Origin of the sequence: Protofrankia symbiont of Coriaria myrtifolia (assembly GCF_900634755.1) — a bacterium.
Taxonomy (GTDB): Bacteria; Actinomycetota; Actinomycetes; order Frankiales; family Frankiaceae; genus Protofrankia; species Protofrankia coriariae.
On record NZ_CAAAFS010000206.1, the window covers coordinates 2,275 to 22,656 of the forward strand.

10 protein-coding genes and 1 pseudogene are annotated in these 20,382 nt (G+C 71.5%); 4 read left to right on the plus strand and 7 right to left on the minus strand.

The features are described 5' to 3' along the window. Positions 1-2,912 (minus strand): annotated as a pseudogene (locus CM1CMNOD_RS23085) (cation-translocating P-type ATPase); the annotation flags it as partial. Between the two features lie 622 nt (positions 2,913-3,534). On the opposite strand from CM1CMNOD_RS23085, the gene CM1CMNOD_RS22440 reads away from it, so the two are divergent. The 3 genes from CM1CMNOD_RS22440 (at position 3,535) to CM1CMNOD_RS11560 (ending at position 6,248) form a co-directional block, all read left to right on the plus strand. After that, complete coding sequence (locus CM1CMNOD_RS22440; protein WP_013873818.1) at positions 3,535-4,041, plus strand: hypothetical protein; 507 nt, start codon at positions 3,535-3,537, stop codon at positions 4,039-4,041. Positions 4,042-4,804: 763 nt separating this feature from the next. Beyond that, positions 4,805-5,164, plus strand: coding sequence for a hypothetical protein (locus CM1CMNOD_RS11555; RefSeq protein ID WP_013873820.1), 360 nt, complete (start codon positions 4,805-4,807; stop codon positions 5,162-5,164). A 247-nt stretch (positions 5,165-5,411) separates the two neighbouring features. After that, positions 5,412-6,248, plus strand: coding sequence for a peptidylprolyl isomerase (locus tag CM1CMNOD_RS11560; protein ID WP_347176479.1), 837 nt, complete (start codon positions 5,412-5,414; stop codon positions 6,246-6,248). A 240-nt stretch (positions 6,249-6,488) separates the two neighbouring features. Here CM1CMNOD_RS11560 and CM1CMNOD_RS11565 read toward each other — a convergent pair whose 3' ends face one another. Beyond that, positions 6,489-8,324 (minus strand): DEAD/DEAH box helicase, encoded by a 1,836-nt coding sequence (locus CM1CMNOD_RS11565; protein WP_013873822.1) that lies wholly within the window; start codon positions 8,322-8,324, stop codon positions 6,489-6,491. A gap of 609 nt (positions 8,325-8,933) precedes the next feature. On the opposite strand from CM1CMNOD_RS11565, the gene CM1CMNOD_RS11570 reads away from it, so the two are divergent. Beyond that, a complete protein-coding gene (locus CM1CMNOD_RS11570) occupies positions 8,934-10,328 on the plus strand; it encodes a helix-turn-helix domain-containing protein (RefSeq protein WP_237702740.1) in 1,395 nt (464 codons plus the stop codon). Between the two features lie 84 nt (positions 10,329-10,412). Here CM1CMNOD_RS11570 and CM1CMNOD_RS11575 read toward each other — a convergent pair whose 3' ends face one another. From CM1CMNOD_RS11575 to secD, 5 genes are all read right to left on the minus strand, one after another. Beyond that, a complete protein-coding gene (locus CM1CMNOD_RS11575; protein WP_013873824.1) occupies positions 10,413-12,917 on the minus strand; it encodes a RelA/SpoT family protein in 2,505 nt (834 codons plus the stop codon). 172 nt (positions 12,918-13,089) lie between these two features. Next, entirely contained in the window at positions 13,090-15,687 is a 2,598-nt protein-coding gene (locus CM1CMNOD_RS11580; protein ID WP_237703136.1) for a RelA/SpoT family protein, read from the minus strand. Positions 15,688-16,259: 572 nt separating this feature from the next. Continuing rightward, a complete protein-coding gene (locus CM1CMNOD_RS11590) occupies positions 16,260-16,835 on the minus strand; it encodes an adenine phosphoribosyltransferase (protein WP_431307086.1) in 576 nt (191 codons plus the stop codon). Positions 16,836-16,861: 26 nt separating this feature from the next. Further along, positions 16,862-18,109, minus strand: coding sequence for a protein translocase subunit SecF (gene secF / locus CM1CMNOD_RS11595; protein WP_013873828.1), 1,248 nt, complete (start codon positions 18,107-18,109; stop codon positions 16,862-16,864). Between the two features lie 3 nt (positions 18,110-18,112). After that, positions 18,113-20,068, minus strand: coding sequence for a protein translocase subunit SecD (gene secD, locus CM1CMNOD_RS11600; protein WP_431307085.1), 1,956 nt, complete (start codon positions 20,066-20,068; stop codon positions 18,113-18,115). Positions 20,069-20,382: the final 314 nt, after the last annotated feature.

The window sequence follows — 20,382 nt, forward strand, 5'->3', positions numbered from 1 at the left end:
GCGACGGCGAGCGCCACGCCCGCGCTCAGCGTGTCGCCGGCGGGCCGGCCGCGGACGAGCCCGGAGGCGAGCAGAGTCGCGGCCGCGCCGAGCGCCACCGGCGCGGTGAACTCGGTGATCGCGGCCAGCCGGGCCTCGACACCGACGGCCCGCTCCGGGCCGTCGGTCGCGGCCATCCCCCGGCCCGCCTCGGTGGCCGGACCCGTCGCCACGACGGCGGCCGTCGCGGAACCGGCGACCACGGTGGTTCCCTCGTACACCATCGAGGAACGCTCCGCGACATAGCTGGCGGCGACCGGACGCGGCGACTTCGTCACCGGCAGGGACTCCCCGGTCAGCGACGACTCGTCGATCTCCAGGCTGGTCGCCGACAGCAGCCGGGCGTCAGCGGGGACGACGTCCCCCGGCCCGATCAAGATCACGTCACCAAGGACCAGCTCCCGCGCGATGAGCTCGACGTCGGCGCCGTCCCGGCGCGCCCGGGCCCGCAGCGCGGACCGGGCGAACAGCCGGGCCAGCGCGCGATCGGCCCGCCGCTGCTGCACCGCGCCCACCAGCGCCGACATGACAGCCACGCTGACCACCAGGCCCGCGTCCAGCACCGAGCCGCTGGCGGCCGACAGCGCCGCCCCGCCCAGCAGGACCGGGGTCAGGGGGCTTGCCAGCTCCCGGGCGAGCGCGGCGAACAGGCCAGGAGCCCCCGTGCCCCCCGGGACGTCGTCCGCCCGCCGCGACGCGACCTGCGCGCTGGTCAGACCGTCCGCGGAGCTGCCCAGCCCGGCCAGGACACGCCGCGCCGAGAGCACATGCCAGGGCGTGCGCGGGATGCTCGGCGGCGGTAGACGCCGGTCGAGCTCGCGAGCCGCCCAGACGCCGTCACCGAACGCAAGGGCACCGGCCCCGTTCACCATGAGCATCGCCCGGGAAAGCAGCCGTGGGCCGGTACCGGTCAGCGCGACCAGCGCGCCGGCGCCGGAACCGATCCGGGCGAGCCGCACCGCGCGCCGGCTCACCCGGGCCGCCACGGCGGCCGCCTCCACCATCATCGCGGCGGTCGGCAGGTCCGTCCCGACGAGGACGTCGGCGCCCCAGGCCGGCGCGCCGTCGGGGCCGTCGACCCCGACCCCGCAGTCGGCGCCGCCCACCGCGGGACGCCGGTGCGAGACGACCAGCACCCCGGCACCCGCCGCCCGCAGGTCGCCGACGGCGGCCGGCAGACGGTGCCCGCCCGGGATCACCGGGAACCCGAAGCCGTCGTCCGGGCAGGCCGCGCCGCCGGCCACCCGCACCGTCAGCCCGCTGCGCCGGCAGGAGGCCAGCAGCGCCTCGGCGCCCTCGGCCCGCTCAGGCACCGCCGTCACCACCGCCGTCACCGCCGTACCCTGGGCGAGGCCGAGGATCGTGTGCACCCCGGCCGCCCGCAGCCGCCGCCACTGCGCCCGGCCCGGGCCGTCGCCATCCTGGCCGTCGTTATCCGGGCCGTTGTCGCCCGAGCCGCCGTTGCCCGAGCCGCCGTTGCCGACCAGCCGCTCGATCGGCGCGAGCGTCCAGCCGTCCGCCTCGGTCGTCGCCGCCGGATCGGTCGGCCGGAACAGCGCGTACGCCCGGACGGCCACCTCGCTCGCGTCGGCACCGGCCAGCGGGATGACCTCACCGACGGTGAACGCCGTGCCGACCAGCACGTCGGAGTCGACCACCACCGTGTCGATCCGGTCCAGCAGCCGCAGCGCCCCGGGGTTCATCACCTGCGCTCCCCGGCGCGCCAGCACAACTGTGAGCTGGTCGCAGAAGCCCTCCCGGCCAAGACCGGCGGGACGCGGGAGCATGGCCAGCCCGGCAGCGGCGGCCCGCCGCGGGCCACCGGTCAGCGCGACCGTGGCACCGAAGAGCGCCAGCAGACCCACCCCGGCGGCGTCCGCGTAGCGTTCCACCGGGCCGGCCGGAGCCGGTCGAGGCCGCTCAGGGGCCACCAGTCCGGCACCGGCCCGGTCAGGGTCCCCCAGCAGTTCGGCGCCGGCGGCGGCAAACGCGCCCCGGCGGGCCCGGGCGGCGGCCAGGGCGTGCGCCCGGTGGACGGCGTCCAGACCGAGACCGCTGGAGCTGCCGGCCAGCCCCAGCGCGGCGGCGTTGGCCACCGCCAGGACGATGTCCGCCCGTTGCGGCCCGATCGTCCGCTCCACGACCGCGCGCAGCCGCGGCTGGGTGTCGACGACCGTGACCAGCGCGGCGAACTCCAGCGGCAACGGCGTCCAGCGGGCGACCCGGCCCACCGAGGCCACGGTGAGGGCGATCCCGTCCGCGGCGAGCGCGGCGGCCGCCCGCAGCACCACAGCCGCCGAATCCGGCAGGTCGGCGGTCCTGGGCCGTGGACCGGCGTCCACCGCGCTCTGATCACCGGCGGTCTGATCACCAGCGGTCTGATTCGCGGCGGCTTCCCGCTCGGCCCGGGCTTCCCGCTCGGCCCACTCGCCGCGGATCACGCGGACGGCGCGCTCGGCGGCCACGACCAGCTCACCCATCCGTGGGTACGGCTCGGCCAGACCGACCAGGAGCCGTCCCAGCGGCGCGTTGACCCGGGCCCACCGCACCCCGGGACGGCGCTCCAGCTCCTGTTCCAGCAGCCGCCGGCACGACGGGTGCGGCAGCCCGCCGACACCGCGCACCCGCAGGCTGGCCACCCTGAGCCGGGTGCTCCCGAGGCCGCCGCCGGGACGAGCCAGCCGGCCGGCGGCCTGACCGGCCTGGTCAGACCGATGATCGAGCTGGTCAGGCCGATGATCGGGCTGGTCCGCGGCGGAGGGCTCCAGCCGCTCCAGCAGCGGTCCGGCCAGCAGTATCAGTCCCGTGTCGCACAGGAGGCGTCCTTCGGCCAGCACGCGTCGCACACCCGAGCGGGGATCCGGCAGCCGCATCGGCGGACCTCCTCACCGATCCCGTCGATCGCACCGATCCTGTCGATCACCGGCGGGGCGGTATCGACCACCGGCCGCGATGACACCCGTCGACCACCGGCCGCGATGACACCCGGCCACCGGCAGCTGCGGCACCCGGACGGCAACAGCCGTGGCCGGCCCCCAGCTCATGGCCGACGCCGTCAGGCCACAGCCTGACGGCGCACGTCATGGCCGGCGCCGCGTCCCCCCACGGCTCGGGCCCCGCGGATACCCCCTCAACAGCCGGTACCCGGTGGCCGGCACCGTCTAACAGGCGGGCGCTCCGCCAGACGGCCGACGCCCGCCATCGGAAGAGCGCGCCCGTCGTCACTGGAAGAACACCGCCGGACAGGTACAACCGGACGAACACCGCCCCTGGGCGAACGGGAAGAACCGGAAGAAGTACCCATGCACGGTCGCTGGACGAATGTCGCGGCAGGCAGCCGTCCTCGCGGGAGGGACCAGACGTCCACAACGGGACGAAACGTCGACCGACAGCCTCGGTTCCCGCCGAGAAATCTTCTGGAACCGACCTCGAGATCTTTTGTTTACCTGGGGTTTCCTTTTGGGGATGGTGACCTGATAGCGGAGGGAGGGCCCGATGTCCCCCAAGACACACAATCATGTACGAGACGAAGAAAAAGAAGAAGCCGGCAGGGCGAAGAAGTACCAGGACGGATCGGACGCGGGCGACGAAACCGGAACCCCTACGGAACCATCGGAGCAGTCGCGGGCCGACCAGGCGAACGAGGCCACCGACAACGGCCGGGCCCGCGGCGAGGCCGGCCGCGAAAGCGAACTGGAGGGTGCGGGTGGGGAAGGGAAGAGCGAGGCGCGAAAGCCCCACAGCGCCACGCTGCGGACGCCGTTCGCCACAGCTCGCATCGAGATCCCGCGCGCGCCGGGCACAAGCATGAAAGTGGGCCCGATCAGACTGCCGTCACCAACCCAGACCGCCTTCTACGTGGGCCTCGGCGTGCTCGCCGTCACCGAGGTCGTCGAATGGCCGGTCGCGGCGGCGATCGGAGCCGGTGCCTACATCGCCCAGCACAGTCACGCCGGGGCCGCTCCGGCTCCAAGGAAGTCGGGCCAGACCGAGGAAACATGACGCAAAGGACAGCAGACACGCACCGACGATAGCCACCGACCGCAACCGCCGACCGCGGTCACGCGAAACGGCGGGCCGTCGGCGGCCACCGACTCCGTTCGGGAGCCGGTGGCCGCCGGTCGTCGCCGGTCACCTGTCAGCCGTCAGCGACGACCCGCGGAGACGATGACCCGCGGACAGGAGGATCCATTCGGACAGGAAATATCCAGGACAGACGGTGGACGACGGGCTCAGGCCGTACGGATGGCTGGCCTGAGCCACCGCCGGAACAGCGACGAGACCAGCACGACAACCGCCGCGCTGACGAGTTCGGCCACCAGGGCCAGCACAATATCCGACACCGTGCGCTCCTCAACAGATGATGATTTCGGAATGATCGCCGTTGCCACCTTCGGCGGTACAGGTATCGCACAGGAAAGGGCGGCTGGTCCACCGGTTGCCGGCAGCGCGAACAACCTGGCCACGCAGACGAACAGAGCAGCCGGAAAGCGAGAGCCCGCGGGCGGGACCCTGCCACCTGAAGGGACCGGTCGGCCACGCGCGGAATCCGTTCGCAGAATGCCGCCACCGTCCGGCGTCCCTGGCTCACCGGTCGGATGGCCGTCCAACCCGTCCTGATCGATAATAGGAAAACGATCGATAGCAGGAACACAGACGACGAGCACGGAAACGACCGTCGTAACGACTGTACGTTCCCTGCTTTCGTTGTTCTGACAGCACTTGATATTTCAGGATTTCAGGCGGATGGAAGAAGTGGATCGCCATGACACACCGGCCGCGCGCTCGAATCGCGCAACGGGCACGGTTGGTGCTGCTGCCTCGGCGCTCCGCCCTGGAGGACTGGCTGCTTGTCACCGAACAGCGGATGATCCTTCACCGCAGGGCGCTGCGCACTCCGACCAACACCAACCTGGCCGAACTGCTTGACGCGGCGCAACGCGAGTCACAGCTCGCGGTGGCCAGCGCCGCACGTCTGACCAACAGGTCAGACGTCCCGTCGGGCATCCCCCGGACTCCGACGGCGGAAGCCACGACGGACACACCGCGCCAACCCGAACGGCCCCAGCGACAGCGCACGGTACGGCCACCACGGAAGCGCGACGGCATCACCGTGACCCGCTGACATGGTGCCACGGCGGTGCGGCGACCGTGATCAGGACGGTTGCGCCCTGGATCGGGCCAGTAGCGGGATCGTGACAGTTAACGCCATCTGAAGGTTACGCACAGCTTTCACACAGCCGGACTCGGCACGATACCGGTGCGGCGGCAACGGGCGGATCGTGACTACCTACACTTCCCTTGACCGTGCGCTCGCCAGTGGCGGAACAACGCCGCGTATCCGCAGTGATGGACAGGGAGGCCGACAGGTGGTGACGTCCAAGACGCGCCGACAGCGCGATCTCGCCGCGGCCAGGGCCGCCCGGCAGGCCGCACGCCGGGCCGCCTCACGGCGTCGACAACGCAGGGTGACAGCGGCCGTCTGCGTGGGCGCCCTGATCCTGCTGACCGGCGGTATCACCGCGGCACTGCTGGTCACCGGCGACGACGACACCGCCTCCCTGTCGCCTTCGGCGACATCGCCCGCGACGGAGCCATCCGCGGCGGCCCCGGCCGTCACGACACAGGTCGGCCCCTGCACCTACACCTCGGACGGGCAGAAACCGTCCAGACCGCTCAGCCTGCCCGCGGCAGCCGACACGGTGGACCGCTCCCCCGCCACGATGACCATCAACACGAACAAGGGGACGATCAGGGCCGCGCTGGACGCGGAAAAGGCGCCCTGCACCGTCCACGCCCTGCTCACGATGGCGAACGCCAAGTACTTCGACAACACCACCTGCCACCGCGAAACCACCCAGAACATCTTCGTGCTCCAGTGCGGGGACCCGGACGGCACCGGTATGGGCGGCCCGGGCTTCGCCTACGCCAACGAGAACACCGACGGCGCCAGGTACACCCGCGGCGTCATCGCCATGGCCAACGCGGGCCCCGGCACCAACGGCAGCCAGTTCTTCATCAACTACCAGGACCCGAACGAGGACGGCGTGCAGGCACTGGCCACCAACTACACGGTCGTCGGGAAGGTGACCGAGGGCCTGTCCGTCCTCGCCGCCCTCACCACTCCCGGAGTCGAAGGCGGCGCCCCTGACGGCGCCCCCGCGAGCAAGCCCCAGACCCTCACCCTCACCATCACCCAGGGCACCTGACCCCCAAAAACCTCCCCACCCACCCTCAGCAGCCGCCAAGGATGTGAATCCACTGCTGCTATGACAGCAGCGCATTCACATCGTTGACACCTAAAACCCCCCAATCCCAGCAAAAGCCCCCGACGCACCCCTCCTTCTCCTTATCGATCATCATCAGATGATCGATAAGCCCACGTAACGGCCAACCCCTCCGCCAGGGGCCCCAAATGGTGGTGAAAGCCACTATTTGGAGAAAGGCCGCTATTCGGGGAGGGCCCAGCGGCGGGCAGCGTCGATGCGGGCGCGTAGCTGAGCGGCGGTGGCCTGGGCGGTTGCCGGGCCGCCGCAGGTCCGTCGCAGTTCGCCGTGGATCGCCCCGTGCGGGCGGCCGGTGCGGTGGTGGTGGGCCGCGACCAGCCGGTTGAGCTCCCGGCGGAGTTCGGCGATCACCTCGTGGGTCGGACGGTTGTCCGTGGCCTGCGCGTCCGGGCCGTCCGCCTCGGCGGCGCGGGCCGCCGGGACCGTCTGCCCGAAGGCGCCCCGGGCGGCGCGGCCGGTGGGGTCCTGGCGGGCCTCGGTGCGCTCCTGCCGGCGCCGGGCGGCGAGCTGGGCGGCCTCCCGCTGTTTGAGCAGGACGGCGACCTGGTCGGGTTCGAGCAGGCCGGGCAGCCCCAGGAAGTCCTCCTCCTCGGCGGAGCCGGCGGCCGCCTGGGTGCCGAACTCACCGCCGTCGAAGATGACCCGGTCGAAATGTGCCGAGGAACCCAGCGCGGTGAAGGACCGCTCGGGCAGGTCGGGGACGTCCCGGCGCCGGTTGGCCTCGCGCAGCGCCGCGTCGTCGAAGGCGTCCGGTTCACGCAGGGGTTTGTCCAGCGCGTGGTCACGCTGGACCTCCATCTCGCCGGCGAGTGCGAGCAGCGTCGGGACGCTGGGCAGGAAGACAGAGGCGGTTTCCGCCCGGCCCCGGCCGCGGACGAACCGGCCGACGGCCTGGGCGAAGAACAGCGGGGTGGCCACGGAGGTGGCGTAGACCCCGACGGCCAGGCGTGGGACGTCCACGCCTTCGCTGACCATCCGGACGGCGACCATCCACCGTTGCCGCGACTCCCGAAAATTCGCGATCTTCGAGCTGGCGGAAGGGTCGTCGGAGAGCACCACCACCGGCTCGGTGCCGCTGACCCGGCGCAGGATCCCCGCGTAGGCGCGGGCGCTGGCATGGTCGCTGGCGATCACCAGCCCGCCGGCGTCCGCCATTCCGCCGGCCTGGATCTGGGACAGCCGGGTGTCGGCGGCGGCGAGGACGGCGGGGATCCAGTCGCCGCGGACGTCGAGGGCGGTGCGCCATGCCGCGGCGGTCTGCTCGTTGTTCAGCGGCTCGCCGAGCCGGGCGGACAGCTCGTGCCCGGCGCTGGTCCGCCAGGTCATCTCCCCGGAGTAGGCCAGGAACAGCACGGGACGCACCACGCTGTCACGCAGCGCGTCGGAGTAGCCGTAGGAGGAGTCGGCGACGCTGCGCGTCACACCATCCGGCCCGGGCAGGTAGGTGACGAACGGGATGGGGTTGACGTCGGACCGGAAGGGGGTGCCGGTGAGCGCGAGACGCCGGGTCGCGGGGGTGAACGCCTCCCGGACGGCGTCGCCCCAGGACAGGGCGTCACCGGCGTGGTGGATCTCGTCGAGGATCACCAGGGTGCGGCGGCGTTCGCAGCGCAGCCGGTGCAGCGCGGGATGCGCCGCCACCTGGGCGTAGGTGAGCACCACGCCGGTGTAGTCCGAGGAAGTGGCCCCGGCGGTGTTGCGGAAGGCCGGGTCGAGGGAGATGCCCACCTCCGCCGCCGCGTCGGCCCACTGCCGTTTCAGGTGCTCGGTCGGCGCCACCACCGTGATCGCACGCACCACGCCGTCGCGTAGCAGGTCGGACGCGACGCGCAGCGCGAAGGTCGTCTTGCCCGCGCCGGGGGTGGCGACGGCCAGGAAGTCGCGTGCGCCGGAGCCCGCCCGGGCCCGGTAGATCGCAAGGGCAGCCTCCTGCCAGGCTCGTAACGGACGGCGATTCGCCGGGGGCGGTGAAGCGTCATCGAAAGGGCCTGCACTCACAGGACAGACTCTACGGGCTGCCTGCCGCGGGCCGTCACCGGATCTCACCGAGCGCGCTCAGGGCCATCCGCTTCCCGCCGACGGGCACCGCCGGCAACATCCGACATCACCGAATGTGCCGGAATCCACATACCTGTGTACCGGTGCCGGCCGATGCGCTTCCCCGGTGCGCGCCGACGGGCGGCCGGACGCTGTTCTCCGGCGTCCGCCCTCCGCCATCCCCGTGCTCCGGCATCCGCACACATTCAGTAAACGGCGGCCGGCGGAGCACCGGCATGTCATCAACCGTGCCATCAACCATGTCGCCAGCTGTGCCGCCGATGACAAAACCACCGGGAAATAACTCCGAAACGCACGGGCCAGGCCGTCGGAGAGGAGCCGTCGCCCGCGCGAAGGCCGCCGTCCGGACGACGGAACGACGTGGTGCCACCGTCCGACCGCTGGACAACCAGATCACGACGACACAACGGACGGCGACGCCCGGCAGCGGGGCCGCGGCCGGTGAGCACCACGGACGGTGGGAGGGCGGCAACCCGCGGACATAAGGCCATGGATGAACTCTTTTACCGGGGGGCTATACGGGAGTTGGCGGACAAGGAAAGGCAGACGATGACTCCGGCGAGCAGGGCCCTTACGACTGCCGTTTCCCGACCACCCGCACGCACCCCCAACATCCGGCTGCGAAACTGCCGGGAGGAACGGGGCTGGTCGCAGGAACAACTGGCCATGGAGCTGCGCGGCTTCGCCGTCAGCCGCGAAGGACGTGAGGCCGGGGTCACCGGCAACATGGTCTGCAAGTGGGAGAAAGGCGACAAGAAGCCAAGTCTTCGTTACCAACGGCTTCTGGGAGCTCTCTTTCAGCGAACATCCGGGGAGCTCGGGTTCATCGAGAACGACACCGCCGGCGCTACTGGCGCTACCAATATCGTCAGCACTGTCGGTGACATCGCGGCCGGACCCGGGCCGGAACACGCGTCCGGGCCGTCACGGCCGGGGGCGGAACAGCGTCCCTTCCTCCGGCTGGTCGCGGCGGCCGAGGATGCCACGACGGCGTCACCCGACGCCCGGCCGCCGTGGGAGCGGCTTTCCGCGGCGTTGCGGCAGCAGGCCGTGGCCACTCCGTCAGTCGTCGACAGTCTCTCCGCCCGCACCGCCGGCCTGTTCGGGCTGGAGGAGCGGGTGCCGGCCCATCGGCTGATAGAACGGGTGACCGCGCATCTGGCCGCCCTCAGCCGTCTCCTGGAGGCCGCACCGCGCTCGGCGGTGCGCCGGGCGCTGGCTGTCACCGCCGGTGAGACCGCCGCGCTGGCCGGCTGGCTCGCCTTCGACATGCGCAACAGTGCCCACGCCCGCGCCTATTACCACGTCGCGGCCGAGGCCGCCCAGGAGGCCGGCGACGACGCCCTGCTGGCATGCGTGCTCGGCTACGAGAGCTTCCAGCCGAGCATGAACGGACGGCCGGACAAGGCCTGTGCGCTGCTGGCCGAGGCCCAGCGTCACGCCGAGCGCGGCGGCAGCCCGATGACCTGCGCCTGGCTGGCCGCCCGGGAGGCGGAGGAACAGGCCCACCAGGGGGACAGCGACGCGGCGCTGCGCGCGCTCGACCGCGCCACCGACGCCTTCGGCCAGGCCACCCCGGCCGACGACCGGGTGTGGACGCAGTTCTTCGACCGTTCCCGTCTCGACGGGATAAAGGTCACCACCTTCACCCGGCTGCGCCGTCCGGACGCGGCCCGCGCGACCGCCTTCGAGGGGCTGCGTACGACCAGCCCCACCACCACCAAGAAGCGTTCCCTGCTGCTGGGCGCCGTCGCCGAGGTGCATATTCAGCAACGGGAGATCGAACAGGCCTGCCAGTTCGCCGCCGACGCCCTGGCGATCGTGGCGCAGACGGACTTCTCGCTCGGCCTGACCCGCGTCCTGCACATCCGTGATCATCTGTCGCCCTGGCGTGACGTCCAGGCAGTGCGTGACCTCGACGAACAGCTGCGGGTTCTGATCTGAACGCCGGTGGCCGGCGAGAACGGACTCCCGCCGGCCACCGGCGACACGCGGATGGCGCGCAGGTGGCGCGCGGGACGAACAGGATCAACCCGGCCTGGTGCCGGCGCGGTAGCAGTCGTAGACGCCGCCGACCGTCCGTACGGCCGAGAGCAGCGCGTCCAACTGTGCCGGGCCGGCGACCTCCACGGTGAAACGGGCCCGGGCCACCCGGTCCTCGGAGGTGATCGAGGAGGCGGAACGGACCGTGGCCGACACGTCCGACAGCATCTCGGTGATGTCCGCGAGCAGCCCGTGGCGGTCGAACGCCTCGACCGCGATCTCGGCGGGGAACGTGCCCTCCGCCGATGGGAGCCAGGAGGTCACCGCGACCCGATGTCGGTCGCTTGCCGCGTTCACGCACTGCGACCGGTGCACGGACACGGCGAGGCTGTGCGTGCTGGTGAACCCGACGACGTCGTCCCCGGGCAGGGGAAGACAGCAGCGGGCGGGACGGACCGGGACGCCGCTGCGGCCGTCGATGGCGGCCGTCCCCGCCCAGGTGAGGGCCTCGTCCGTGTCCCGTGATCGCCGCCGGCTCCGCCTGGTGTGGGCCTGTTCCCTCGGCACCGGTGCCGGCGTCCGCGCGGCCGACACGACGGGCAGGGCGGCCGGAACGGGCGTGGCCGGCAGAGCGGGCGGACTCACCAGGCCCGCCGGGGACAGTGAGGTGGCGGGGCCGCCGACAGCTACGGGCCGCGGGGCCGTGTTCGAGGTCCGCTCGGAGGCCTCCGGGACGGCACCGGTGCCACTGCCGGTGCCACTGCCGGTGCCACTGCCGGTGCCGGTGCCGGCACCGCTGTCCAGATGTTGACGGCCAGGGCGGAGCGGGCTTGGATCCCGGGTATCGTCATGGCGGGCATCCGGGTGTGTCAGCTGCCGATCAGCAGGGTGTTCGGGATCCGACTGCTGGCCGGTGGTCTCCCGTCGCTGCCTGGTCAGCCCACGACGGATCCGTACCCGGGCCCGGGAGGTCTTGACGAAACCCAACCAGTCTTCGGATGGGCCTGCGTCCGGCAGCCCCGAACGCAGGATCTCCACCACGTCGCCGTTGCGCAGCCGGGTGTGCAGCGGGACCAGCCGGCCGTTGACCCGCGCCCCGATGGCCCGGTGCCCGAGTTCGGTGTGGACGGCGTAGGCGAGGTCGACCGGCGTGGACCTCGCCGGCAGCGCGATGATCCGCCCCTTGGGAGTGAAGATCAATACCTCGTCGGAGTCGAGGTCCGCCGACAGCGACTCCAGGAACTCACCGGGATCCTTGGCGTCGCCCTCCCAGTCGAGCAGGCTGTGCAGCCAGGCCAGGCCCTCCAGCCGGGCGCCGTCCGCGGACGGCCCGACCGGCCGGGCGATGATCCCGGTCTCGGCGAGCCGGTGCATCGCGTCCGTGCGGATCTGGATGTCGACGGGCTTGCCGGCCGGGTCCATGACGGTGGTGTGCAGCGACTGGTACATGTTGAACTTGGGTGTGGCCACGAAGTCGCGCAGCCGTCCCGGCGCCGGTCGCCACAGGGCGTGCACTTCCCCAAGCGCCTCATAACAATCAGTGATCGAATCGACGAGGATCAGCACGCGGACGATGTCGTTGTGGTCCCGCGCCTCGAAGCCGCGCTCCTGGGCCCGCTTGTAGATCGAGAAGAGATGGCTGGTACGGGCCGAGACCCTGGCGTCGATGCGCGCCTCGGCCAGGCCGCTGGCGAGCTTGTCGACGACCGAGGCAAGCTGGCCGGACTCGCGTTCCGCGGCCGTGAAGGTATCGACCACCGACTGGATCCGCGTGTACTCGTCGGGGTGCAGGACGGCGAACGCCCGATCCTCCAGCTCCCGCTTGATGACGTTCACGCCGAGCCGGTGCGCCAGCGGCGCGAGGATCTCCAGCGTCACCCGGGCGATGCGCGCCTGCTTGGATGGGGACTTGAAGCCGAGGGTCCGCATGTTGTGCAGCCGGTCGGCGATCTTGATGAGCAGGACCCGGTAGTCCCTGGCCAGTGCGACGATCAGTTTCCGCAGTGTCTCGGCCTCGGCCGCGTCCCCGAAACGCATCTTGTCGAGCTTGGTCACCCCGTCGACGAGGTTGGCGACCTCCGGGCCGAAGTCCGCCGTGACGGCCTCCAGGGTGTAGCCGGTGTCCTCGACCGTGTCGTGCAGGAGGGCCGCGACGACCGTGGTGGTGTCCACCCCGAGTTCGGCGAGGATGTCGGTGACCGCCAGCGGATGGGTGATGTACGGATCACCGCTGTGCCGCATCTGACCGGCGTGCTGGCGGTTGGCGACCTCGTAGGCGCGGACGATGAGAGCGACGTCGGCCTTGGGATGATGCTGACAGTGCCTGTCGATGATCCCCCGTAGTACGGATGGCGCAGGTGGCCCTGGTGGTGAACTTCGGGCCGCGGCCACCCGGCGGGCGAGGTGGGCCAGCCGGCTGCCGGCCAGCCAGGCGGCCGCGAGGGTCCGCGAGGCGTCCTCCCCGCCGCCGACCTGCCCCCCACTGGATCGGTCCACCCGCGCGGGCAGCGCCGCGCCCTGCATCCCGGCACCTACGATCTCAGCGTCCACAGTGCTCCCCCTCGATACGTCCCGGTGCGTCGGTACGTCCCGGCACGGAACAGCTCCGTGCCCCCGCCGCTCGCCGGTGACGGTCTCCCGCCGCGGCGACATCGACGACGCGGACCCGGCCGGCGGCCCCTCCCGCTGGAAACCGCCGGATCCCCCCACCGCACCAGCATGGTCAACACCTCGCCCCGGAGGCGATCCGGTAACAGTCGTGCACACCGTCGATCGAGCGCACGGCGTCCCGGATGTGGCCGAGATGTTTGGCGTCCCCCATCTCGAAGGTGAACCGGCTGACCGCGCGCTGGTCCTTGGTCGTCGTCACCGACGCCGAGAGGATGTTGACGTGGTGGTTGGTCAACACCCGGGTGACGTCGGAGAGCAGACGAGCGCGGTCGGTCGCCTCGACCTGGATGACGACGAGGAACACCGACCCCGAGGATGCGGCCCACTCGACCGGCACCGCCCGGTCACGAGAACTATTACACAAAGTAGCCAGATTCGGACAGTCCTGGCGGTGGACCGAGACGCCCTTCCCCCTGGTGACGAATCCGACGATCGGGTCTCCGGGCATGGGTGTGCAGCAGCGGGCGAGCTTCGACCACACGTCCTCGGCGCCGTTGATGACCACCCCTGGATCGCCGGCCGTACGTTGCAGGGCACGGGTGGGCAGCGCGGTCTCGGCGACGTCCTCGGCCGCGCCCTCCGGGCCGCCCAGCGCGGCCAGCAGGCGGCCCACCACGTGCTGGGCGCTGATGTTCTTCTCCCCGATCGCGGCATACAGCGCGGAGACGTCCGGGTAGCGCAGGTCCCTGGCCAGGCTGGGCAGCATGTCGCCGCTCATCAGTCGGGTCAGCGGCAGGCCGTGGCGGCGCATCATCCGGGCGATCGCGTCCCGGCCGGCGACGATGGCGTCCTCCCGCCGCTCCCTCGCGTGCCACTGGCGGATCTTCGTACGGGCCCGGGACGACCGGACGAAGGTCAGCCAGTCCTCGCTCGGGCCCGCCGCGTGCGCCCGGGAGATGAAGATCTCGACCGTGTCCCCGTTGTCCAGCGTGGTGTCCAGCGCGACGAGCCGGCCGTTGACCCGCGCGCCCACGCACTGGTTGCCCACATCGGTGTGGACGGCGTAGGCGAAGTCGACCGGGGTCGCCCCCTCCGGCAGCGCGATCACGTCCCCTTTGGGGGTGAACACGAAGACCTCGTCGGTGTGCAGGTCGAAGCGCAGGCTGTCGAGGAACTCGCCGGGTTCGGCGCTCTCCCGCTGCCAGTCGAGGATCTGGCGCAGCCAGGCGGTCTGGTCGGCCCCGGCGGAGCCCCGCCGGGAACGGCCGCCGTCCCGGGACGCACCGGCCCTGGAGCCGCCGTCGGCGAGTCCGAACGCGCCTGCCCTGGTCTCCCCGGAGGGCCGGGCGCCGACGCCGTCCTCCTTGTACTTCCAGTGCGCCGCGATCCCGTACTCGGCCCGGTTGTGCATCGCGTGCGTGCGGATCTGCAGCTCGACGGGCTTGCCCTCGGGGCCGATCACCGTCGTGTGCAGCGACTGGTACATGTTGAACTTGGGCATCGCGATGTAGTCCTTGAACCGGCCCGGGATCGGCTTCCAGTTCGCGTGGATGGTGCCCAGGGAGGCGTAGCAGTCCCGCAGGGAGTCGACCAGCACCCGGATCCCGACCAGGTCGTGGATGTCGTCGAAGGACCGGCCGCGGACCACCATCTTCTGATAGATCGAGTAGTAGTGCTTGGGCCGGCCGGTGACGACAGCCTTGATCCTGGCCTCGGCCAGGTGCGCCTGCACCTGCATCACCACCGCGGTGATGTAGGTGTCCCGGCTGGGCGCGCGGTCGGCCACCAGCCGGACGATCTCGTCGTAACGCTTCGGGTAGAGCGTCGCGAAGGCGAGATCCTCCAGCTCCCACTTCAGCGAGTTCATCCCGAGCCGGTGGGCCAGCGGAGCGTAGATCTCCAGGGTCTCCCGGGCCTTGCGCTCCTGCTTGTGCTCGGGCAGGAAGCGCAGCGTGCGCATGTTGTGCAGGCGGGCGGCAAGCTTGATCACAAGGGCCCGGGGGTCGCGGGCCATCGCGACCACCATCCGCCGGATCGTCTCGGCCTGCGCGGCCTCGCCGACCTTCACCCGGTGCAGCTTCATCACCGCGTCGAGCACCAGCGCGACGTGGTCGCCGAACTCGTCCCGGATCCGCTCGAGCGTCATGCCGCCCTGGCCGACGGTGCCGTGCAGGAGCGCGGCGCACAGGGTCGGCGTGTCCATCCCGAGATCGGCGAGGATGCTCGCGACCGCGACGGGATGGGTGATGTAGGGGTGGCCGGAGAGGCGGACCTGGCCGGCGTGCACCCCCGCCGCGGTCTCGAAGGCGTGGTAGACCGGGCCGACGTCGGCCCGCGGATGGTTCGCGAGCAGGCCGCGCAGCACCGGATCCAGCAGTGACGGCGGGGTCGCTCGATGCGACGCGAGCCTGGGGAAGCGCCCGCGGACCCGGCGTGGCAACGGCGGCGACTCGTGTCCGAGGCGTGGGACCACCGGCGAACCGTCACCAGGACCGAACTCACCGTGGTCGACAAGAAGCCCGGACTGGCGCGTCGGCGGGGCCGATGTGCCGGGCCAGGCGGATGGAGCCGAGGTGGCCGGGGCCGGTGCGGCGGGTGGAGCGGCAGCGGGCGGAGCCGGGGCTGATGAGGCCGGGGCCGCGGGCGGAACCGGTGAGGCCGGGAGAACAGCCGGCGGTGCGGAAACCGGCTGCCCGTCAGGTGATCGCACCACATCCGGCTGGACGCTGGTCGGCTGGGCGTCGCCTGGCGACCTGGTTTCGGTTGGCCCGGCATCGGTTGGCCTGGTGTCGGTTGGCCTGGCGTCGCTCGACCCGGCATCAGCCGGCCTGGTATCGGCCGGCCAGGTATCGGCCGGCGGGATGTCGGCCGGCCGTGGCGCGCCGTCGGCCGCCCTGGCGCGTCCCGCCGACGTGGCCTGCGGTGGACGTTCCGCCCCGACCGCCGACGGCGCGCCGGTGGGCGGGCAGCCATGGCTGTCCTCGCGGGCGAGCACAGCGTATTCGCCTGCCGCGGACGACTCCCGAACGGTCGTCGCGCCAGGCTCGGACGCTCCAGCCGTCACCGGGGCTGCCTCGGGCACAAGCCGCTCCTGCTTCATGTCGGACCCCTGAAGGCTAACGCTTCCGCGGGTTGACCTCCTCCCGCAACCCCGGCCAATGCCCGTGGATCACACAAAGGTCACAGGCCGGGGTTGTCGCAATCATGATCATTACGGTCGGGAGTGCCGCGCAGGAGCACCACGGCCGAGGCTCCGAACCGGCGAGGAACAGGCCCCGACGATCAGACTTCCATGATCGACGATATCGCGAGCGGCGCAAGCCGGTCACGCCCGGCCAGGAAGGTCAGCTCCATGAGCACGGCGAGCCCGACGACCTCCGCGCCCGACGCGCGGACCAGTTCGGTCGCGGCGGCCGCCGTACCGCCCGTGGCCAGCACGTCGTCGACGAGCAGCACCCGGTCACCCGGCTGGAAGGCGTCGGCCTGTACCTCGAGGGTGGCGGTGCCGTACTCCAGGTCGTAGGTACGGCTGACCGTCTCCCCCGGTAGCTTGCCCTGTTTGCGGATGGGCACGACACCCACCCCTGTGCGGTAGGCGACCGGGGCCGCCAGCAGGAAGCCACGCGCCTCGATGGCCGCCACGACGGTGGCGCCGTAACCGCCCGCGGTCGTGGCCAACTCGTTGATGACCACCGTGAAGGCGGCCGGTGTCCCCAGCAACGGTGTGATGTCCTTGAAGACCACCCCGGGCTGGGGGAAGTCGGCGACATCCCGGATGTGGGCCCGCAGCACGTCCGCGGCGGTGGTGCCGGCCGCGGACAGGCCGCTGGTGGTGGTGCCGGTGCCGGCCGGTCCGATGGTCGTTTCGGCTGGTTCGATGGTCGTCACCGCCGTTTTTTACCGCTGGGACGGCCTTTGCGGCCAGAACGCCGGGCTGGTGTCGGACGGCGGCCCGCGGCGGGCCGTGGCGGCCGGACGCCGGCAACGGCCGGTTCACGGCCGCTGGCGGGCTCTCCACGTTCACGCTCGTCAGCGTCCGAGGGGGTGGTCGCGGTATCGGAAAATCCGCTTCCCGACCCCTGACCGGCCGCCGCGGCCCCGCTGTCGGATGCGCGACCACCGACGGCGGCCGCCGCCGCGGCCTTCGGCTGCCTGGCGGGCTCCCGGGCGGCCGCCGCCCGCGCCCGGGCCACCCGCTGGTCGAGTGCCCTGACCGCCGGCTCGTTCTTCTTCAGGTCGACCAGCAGCGGAGTGGCGAAGAACAGCGACGAGTAGGCGCCCGAGGCGATACCCACGAACTGGGCGAGGGCGAGATCCTCCAGGGTGCCGGCGCCGAGCAGACCGGCACCGACGAACAGCAGCGAGGCGACCGGCACGAGCGCGATGAACGAGGTGTTGAGCGAACGCACCAGGGTCTCGTTCAACGCGTCGTTGGTGGCCTCCGCGTAGGTGCGCCGGTTGGTCGTGCTCATGCCGGCGGTGTTCTCCCGGACCCGGTCGAAGACGACGACGGTGTCGTAGAGGGAGAACCCGAGAATGGCCAGCAACGCGATGACCGTGGACGGGGTGACCTGGAAACCCACCAGCGAGTAGACACCCATCGTGATGACAAGGTCATGGACGAGCGCGGTCATGGCGGCGACCGCCATCTTCCACTCGAACCGGACCGACAGGTAGACCACCACCAGCACCAGGAAGACCGCGAGCCCCTGCAGCGCCTTGCTGGTGATGGTCGACCCCCACGACGCGCCCACCGTCGAGATGTCGATGTCGGTCGGGGCGACCTCGAAACGCTTCTCGATGGTGTTCTGCAGCGCACTGGCCTGCTCGGCGGAGAGGGTCGGGGTCTGCACCCGCAGTTGCTGGGAGGTGTCGAGCTCCTGGATGACCGAGTCGGCCGGGTTGACGCCGGCCGAGGACAGGGCCTCCTCGGCCACGGCGACCGACCTGCCGCCGGACGGGAACTGGAACAGCGCCCCGCCCTTGAAGTCGATGCCCAGGGAGAAGCCCCGGATCAGCATGCTGGCGACGCAGACGATCAGCAGGAGCGCGGAGAAGGCATACCAGATCCGGCGGCGGCCGACGAAGTCGACATGGGACTGGTTGCGGTAGAGCCGGCTGGCCCAGGACATCGCCTACTCCCCCTGCGCCGTGCCGGACGAGCCCGGCCGTGACGGCCGCGAACCGCGTGCCGAACGAAGATCGCGTGATCCCTGCTCGGGGCCACCGGCGGCGTCCGCCCTCGCCGTTCCCCTGCCGGCGGCGGCCTGGGCGGGGGTGGCCGGGGCCCGCTCCCGCTTGGCCAGGCGGGCCGGCGCGGGGCCGGCCGCGGCCGGCTGGCCACGGACCGCCGCGACGGTGAGACCGGAGAAACGGCTGGTGGCAAAGAACGGCCTGCGCACGAGCAGGGTGACCACCGGCCTGGTGAAGATGAACATGATCAGGACGTCTATCAGAGTGGACAGCCCGAGGGTGAAGGCGAATCCCCGGACGGAGCCGACCGACAGGACGTAGAGCACCGCGGCGGCGAGGAAGGAGACCGTGTCCGCGGAGAGCATGGTCCGTCGGGCCGACGGCCAGGCCCGTTCGGTCGCCACCCGCGCGGTGCGGTTCTCGCGGACCTCGTCCTTGATGCGTTCGAAGTAGACGACGAAGGAGTCCGCGGTGACACCGATGGACAGGATCAGACCGGCGATCCCGGCCAGGGTGAGAGTGAACCCGATCCATTCGCCGAGGAGCACGACCGAGGCATACACCAGCACCCCGCTCACCGCCAGCGAGCTGAGCACGACTATTCCGAGCGTCCGGTAGTAGACGAACGAGTAGAGCGTCACCAGCGCGAGACCGATGACACCGGCGAGCAGGCCGGCGTTGAGCGAGTCCTGCCCCAGGGTCGGGGAGATCGACTCGGCGCTGGACTGCTCGAAGGCCAATGGCAGGGCGCCGTAGCGCAGCACGTTGGCGAGATCCTGGGCGCTGGACTGGGTGAACGAGCCCGAGATCTGCGCGTCACCGGCGATCCGGTCGTTGGTGGTCGGGGCGGACTGCACCACCCCGTCGAGCACGATCGCCACCTGCTTGCCGAGTGTCTTCTCGGTCAGGCTGGTGAACTTCGCCTGCCCGGTGCCGGTGAAGCTGACGTTGACGACCCACTCGCCGGTGCTCACCGAGGCGGCGCCGCCGGAGCTGGCGAGCCCGGCCGTTGCCGACTTCACGTCGGTGCCGATCACTGTGGCGGGCATCAGCAGGTACTTGACGGCGCCGGAACGGTCACAGGCGGCCACCCAGTCCGTCGGCCGGTCGGTGGCGGCTGCCTGGCTGCGCACGTCCGATGGGGCGCAGGTCAGGCTTTCGAACCGGGCGACGACGTCGGCCGGTGGCGTGTCGGCGGCGGGCTGCGCGGGCTGGCCAGAGGCCGCCGGGGGTACCGCGGCAGGGGGCGTCCCGAGGGCCGGTGACGCCGAGGCGGCCGGTGCTGGCGCGGCCGAGCCGGCCGGGGCCGTCGGCGCGGCCTGGGCGAGCAGACCGGAGCCGACCACGTCCGGCCGGGTGGTGGTGGACGGGGACGCAGCGGTGGCGGCGGGCGGAGCGGACACGGTGCCCGGTGCCCTGGGCGTGGCGCCGGGCACCGGAACCGTCGGGGTGGCCGTCGGAGCCTCAGGAGCGGCCGGCGGGGTGGTCGGAGCGGCCGGTACGGCGGCCCCGGAGGTGTAGACCTCTCGGAAGCGCAGCTCGGCGGTCTGCCCGACCAGTTCGACGACATCGTTGCGGCCGCGGCCGGGAACCGAGATCTCGATCTGGGTGTTGTTGCGTTTGACTTCGGCCTCGGCGACCCCGAGCCCGTTGACCCGCTCCCGGATGATGTCGACGGCCTTGTTGACCGCGCCACCGTCGACGCCCTTACCGGGCTCGGTCGACCGGGGCGTGAGGATCACGCTCGTCCCGCCCTGGAGGTCCAGGCCCAGCTTCGGCGTCCACGTGGACGTCAGCGCCATGGAGCCGTAGAGCAACACCACGATGCCGAAGAGGAGCCCGATCCGGGACCAGGCGGGGCTCAAGGCCTTACGCCGTCGCCCTGACCCTCGTGCCAACGGATATCCCTTCGTCACGCGCCGTCGCGCTCATGCCACTTCCTGCTGGACCTGCCCGGTGGATGGCCGATCCGGCCATGACCGGTGGAACCGGCGTGGACTGAAACTGATCGTCACAGTGTGGACCTACCGTCACGGTGGGACGGCGCCGACCACGCCCACGGCCGGGTGCCGACCGCACCCAAGGTATCGACCCAAGGTATCGGAACGACTGTCATGCCGGAGGCGTTCCGATACCACATTTGTAACGCCGATATCCGCATGTTCGTCGAAGCGGACGCCGACCGGCTCCGGTGGGGGGCCGGTGCCGGTCG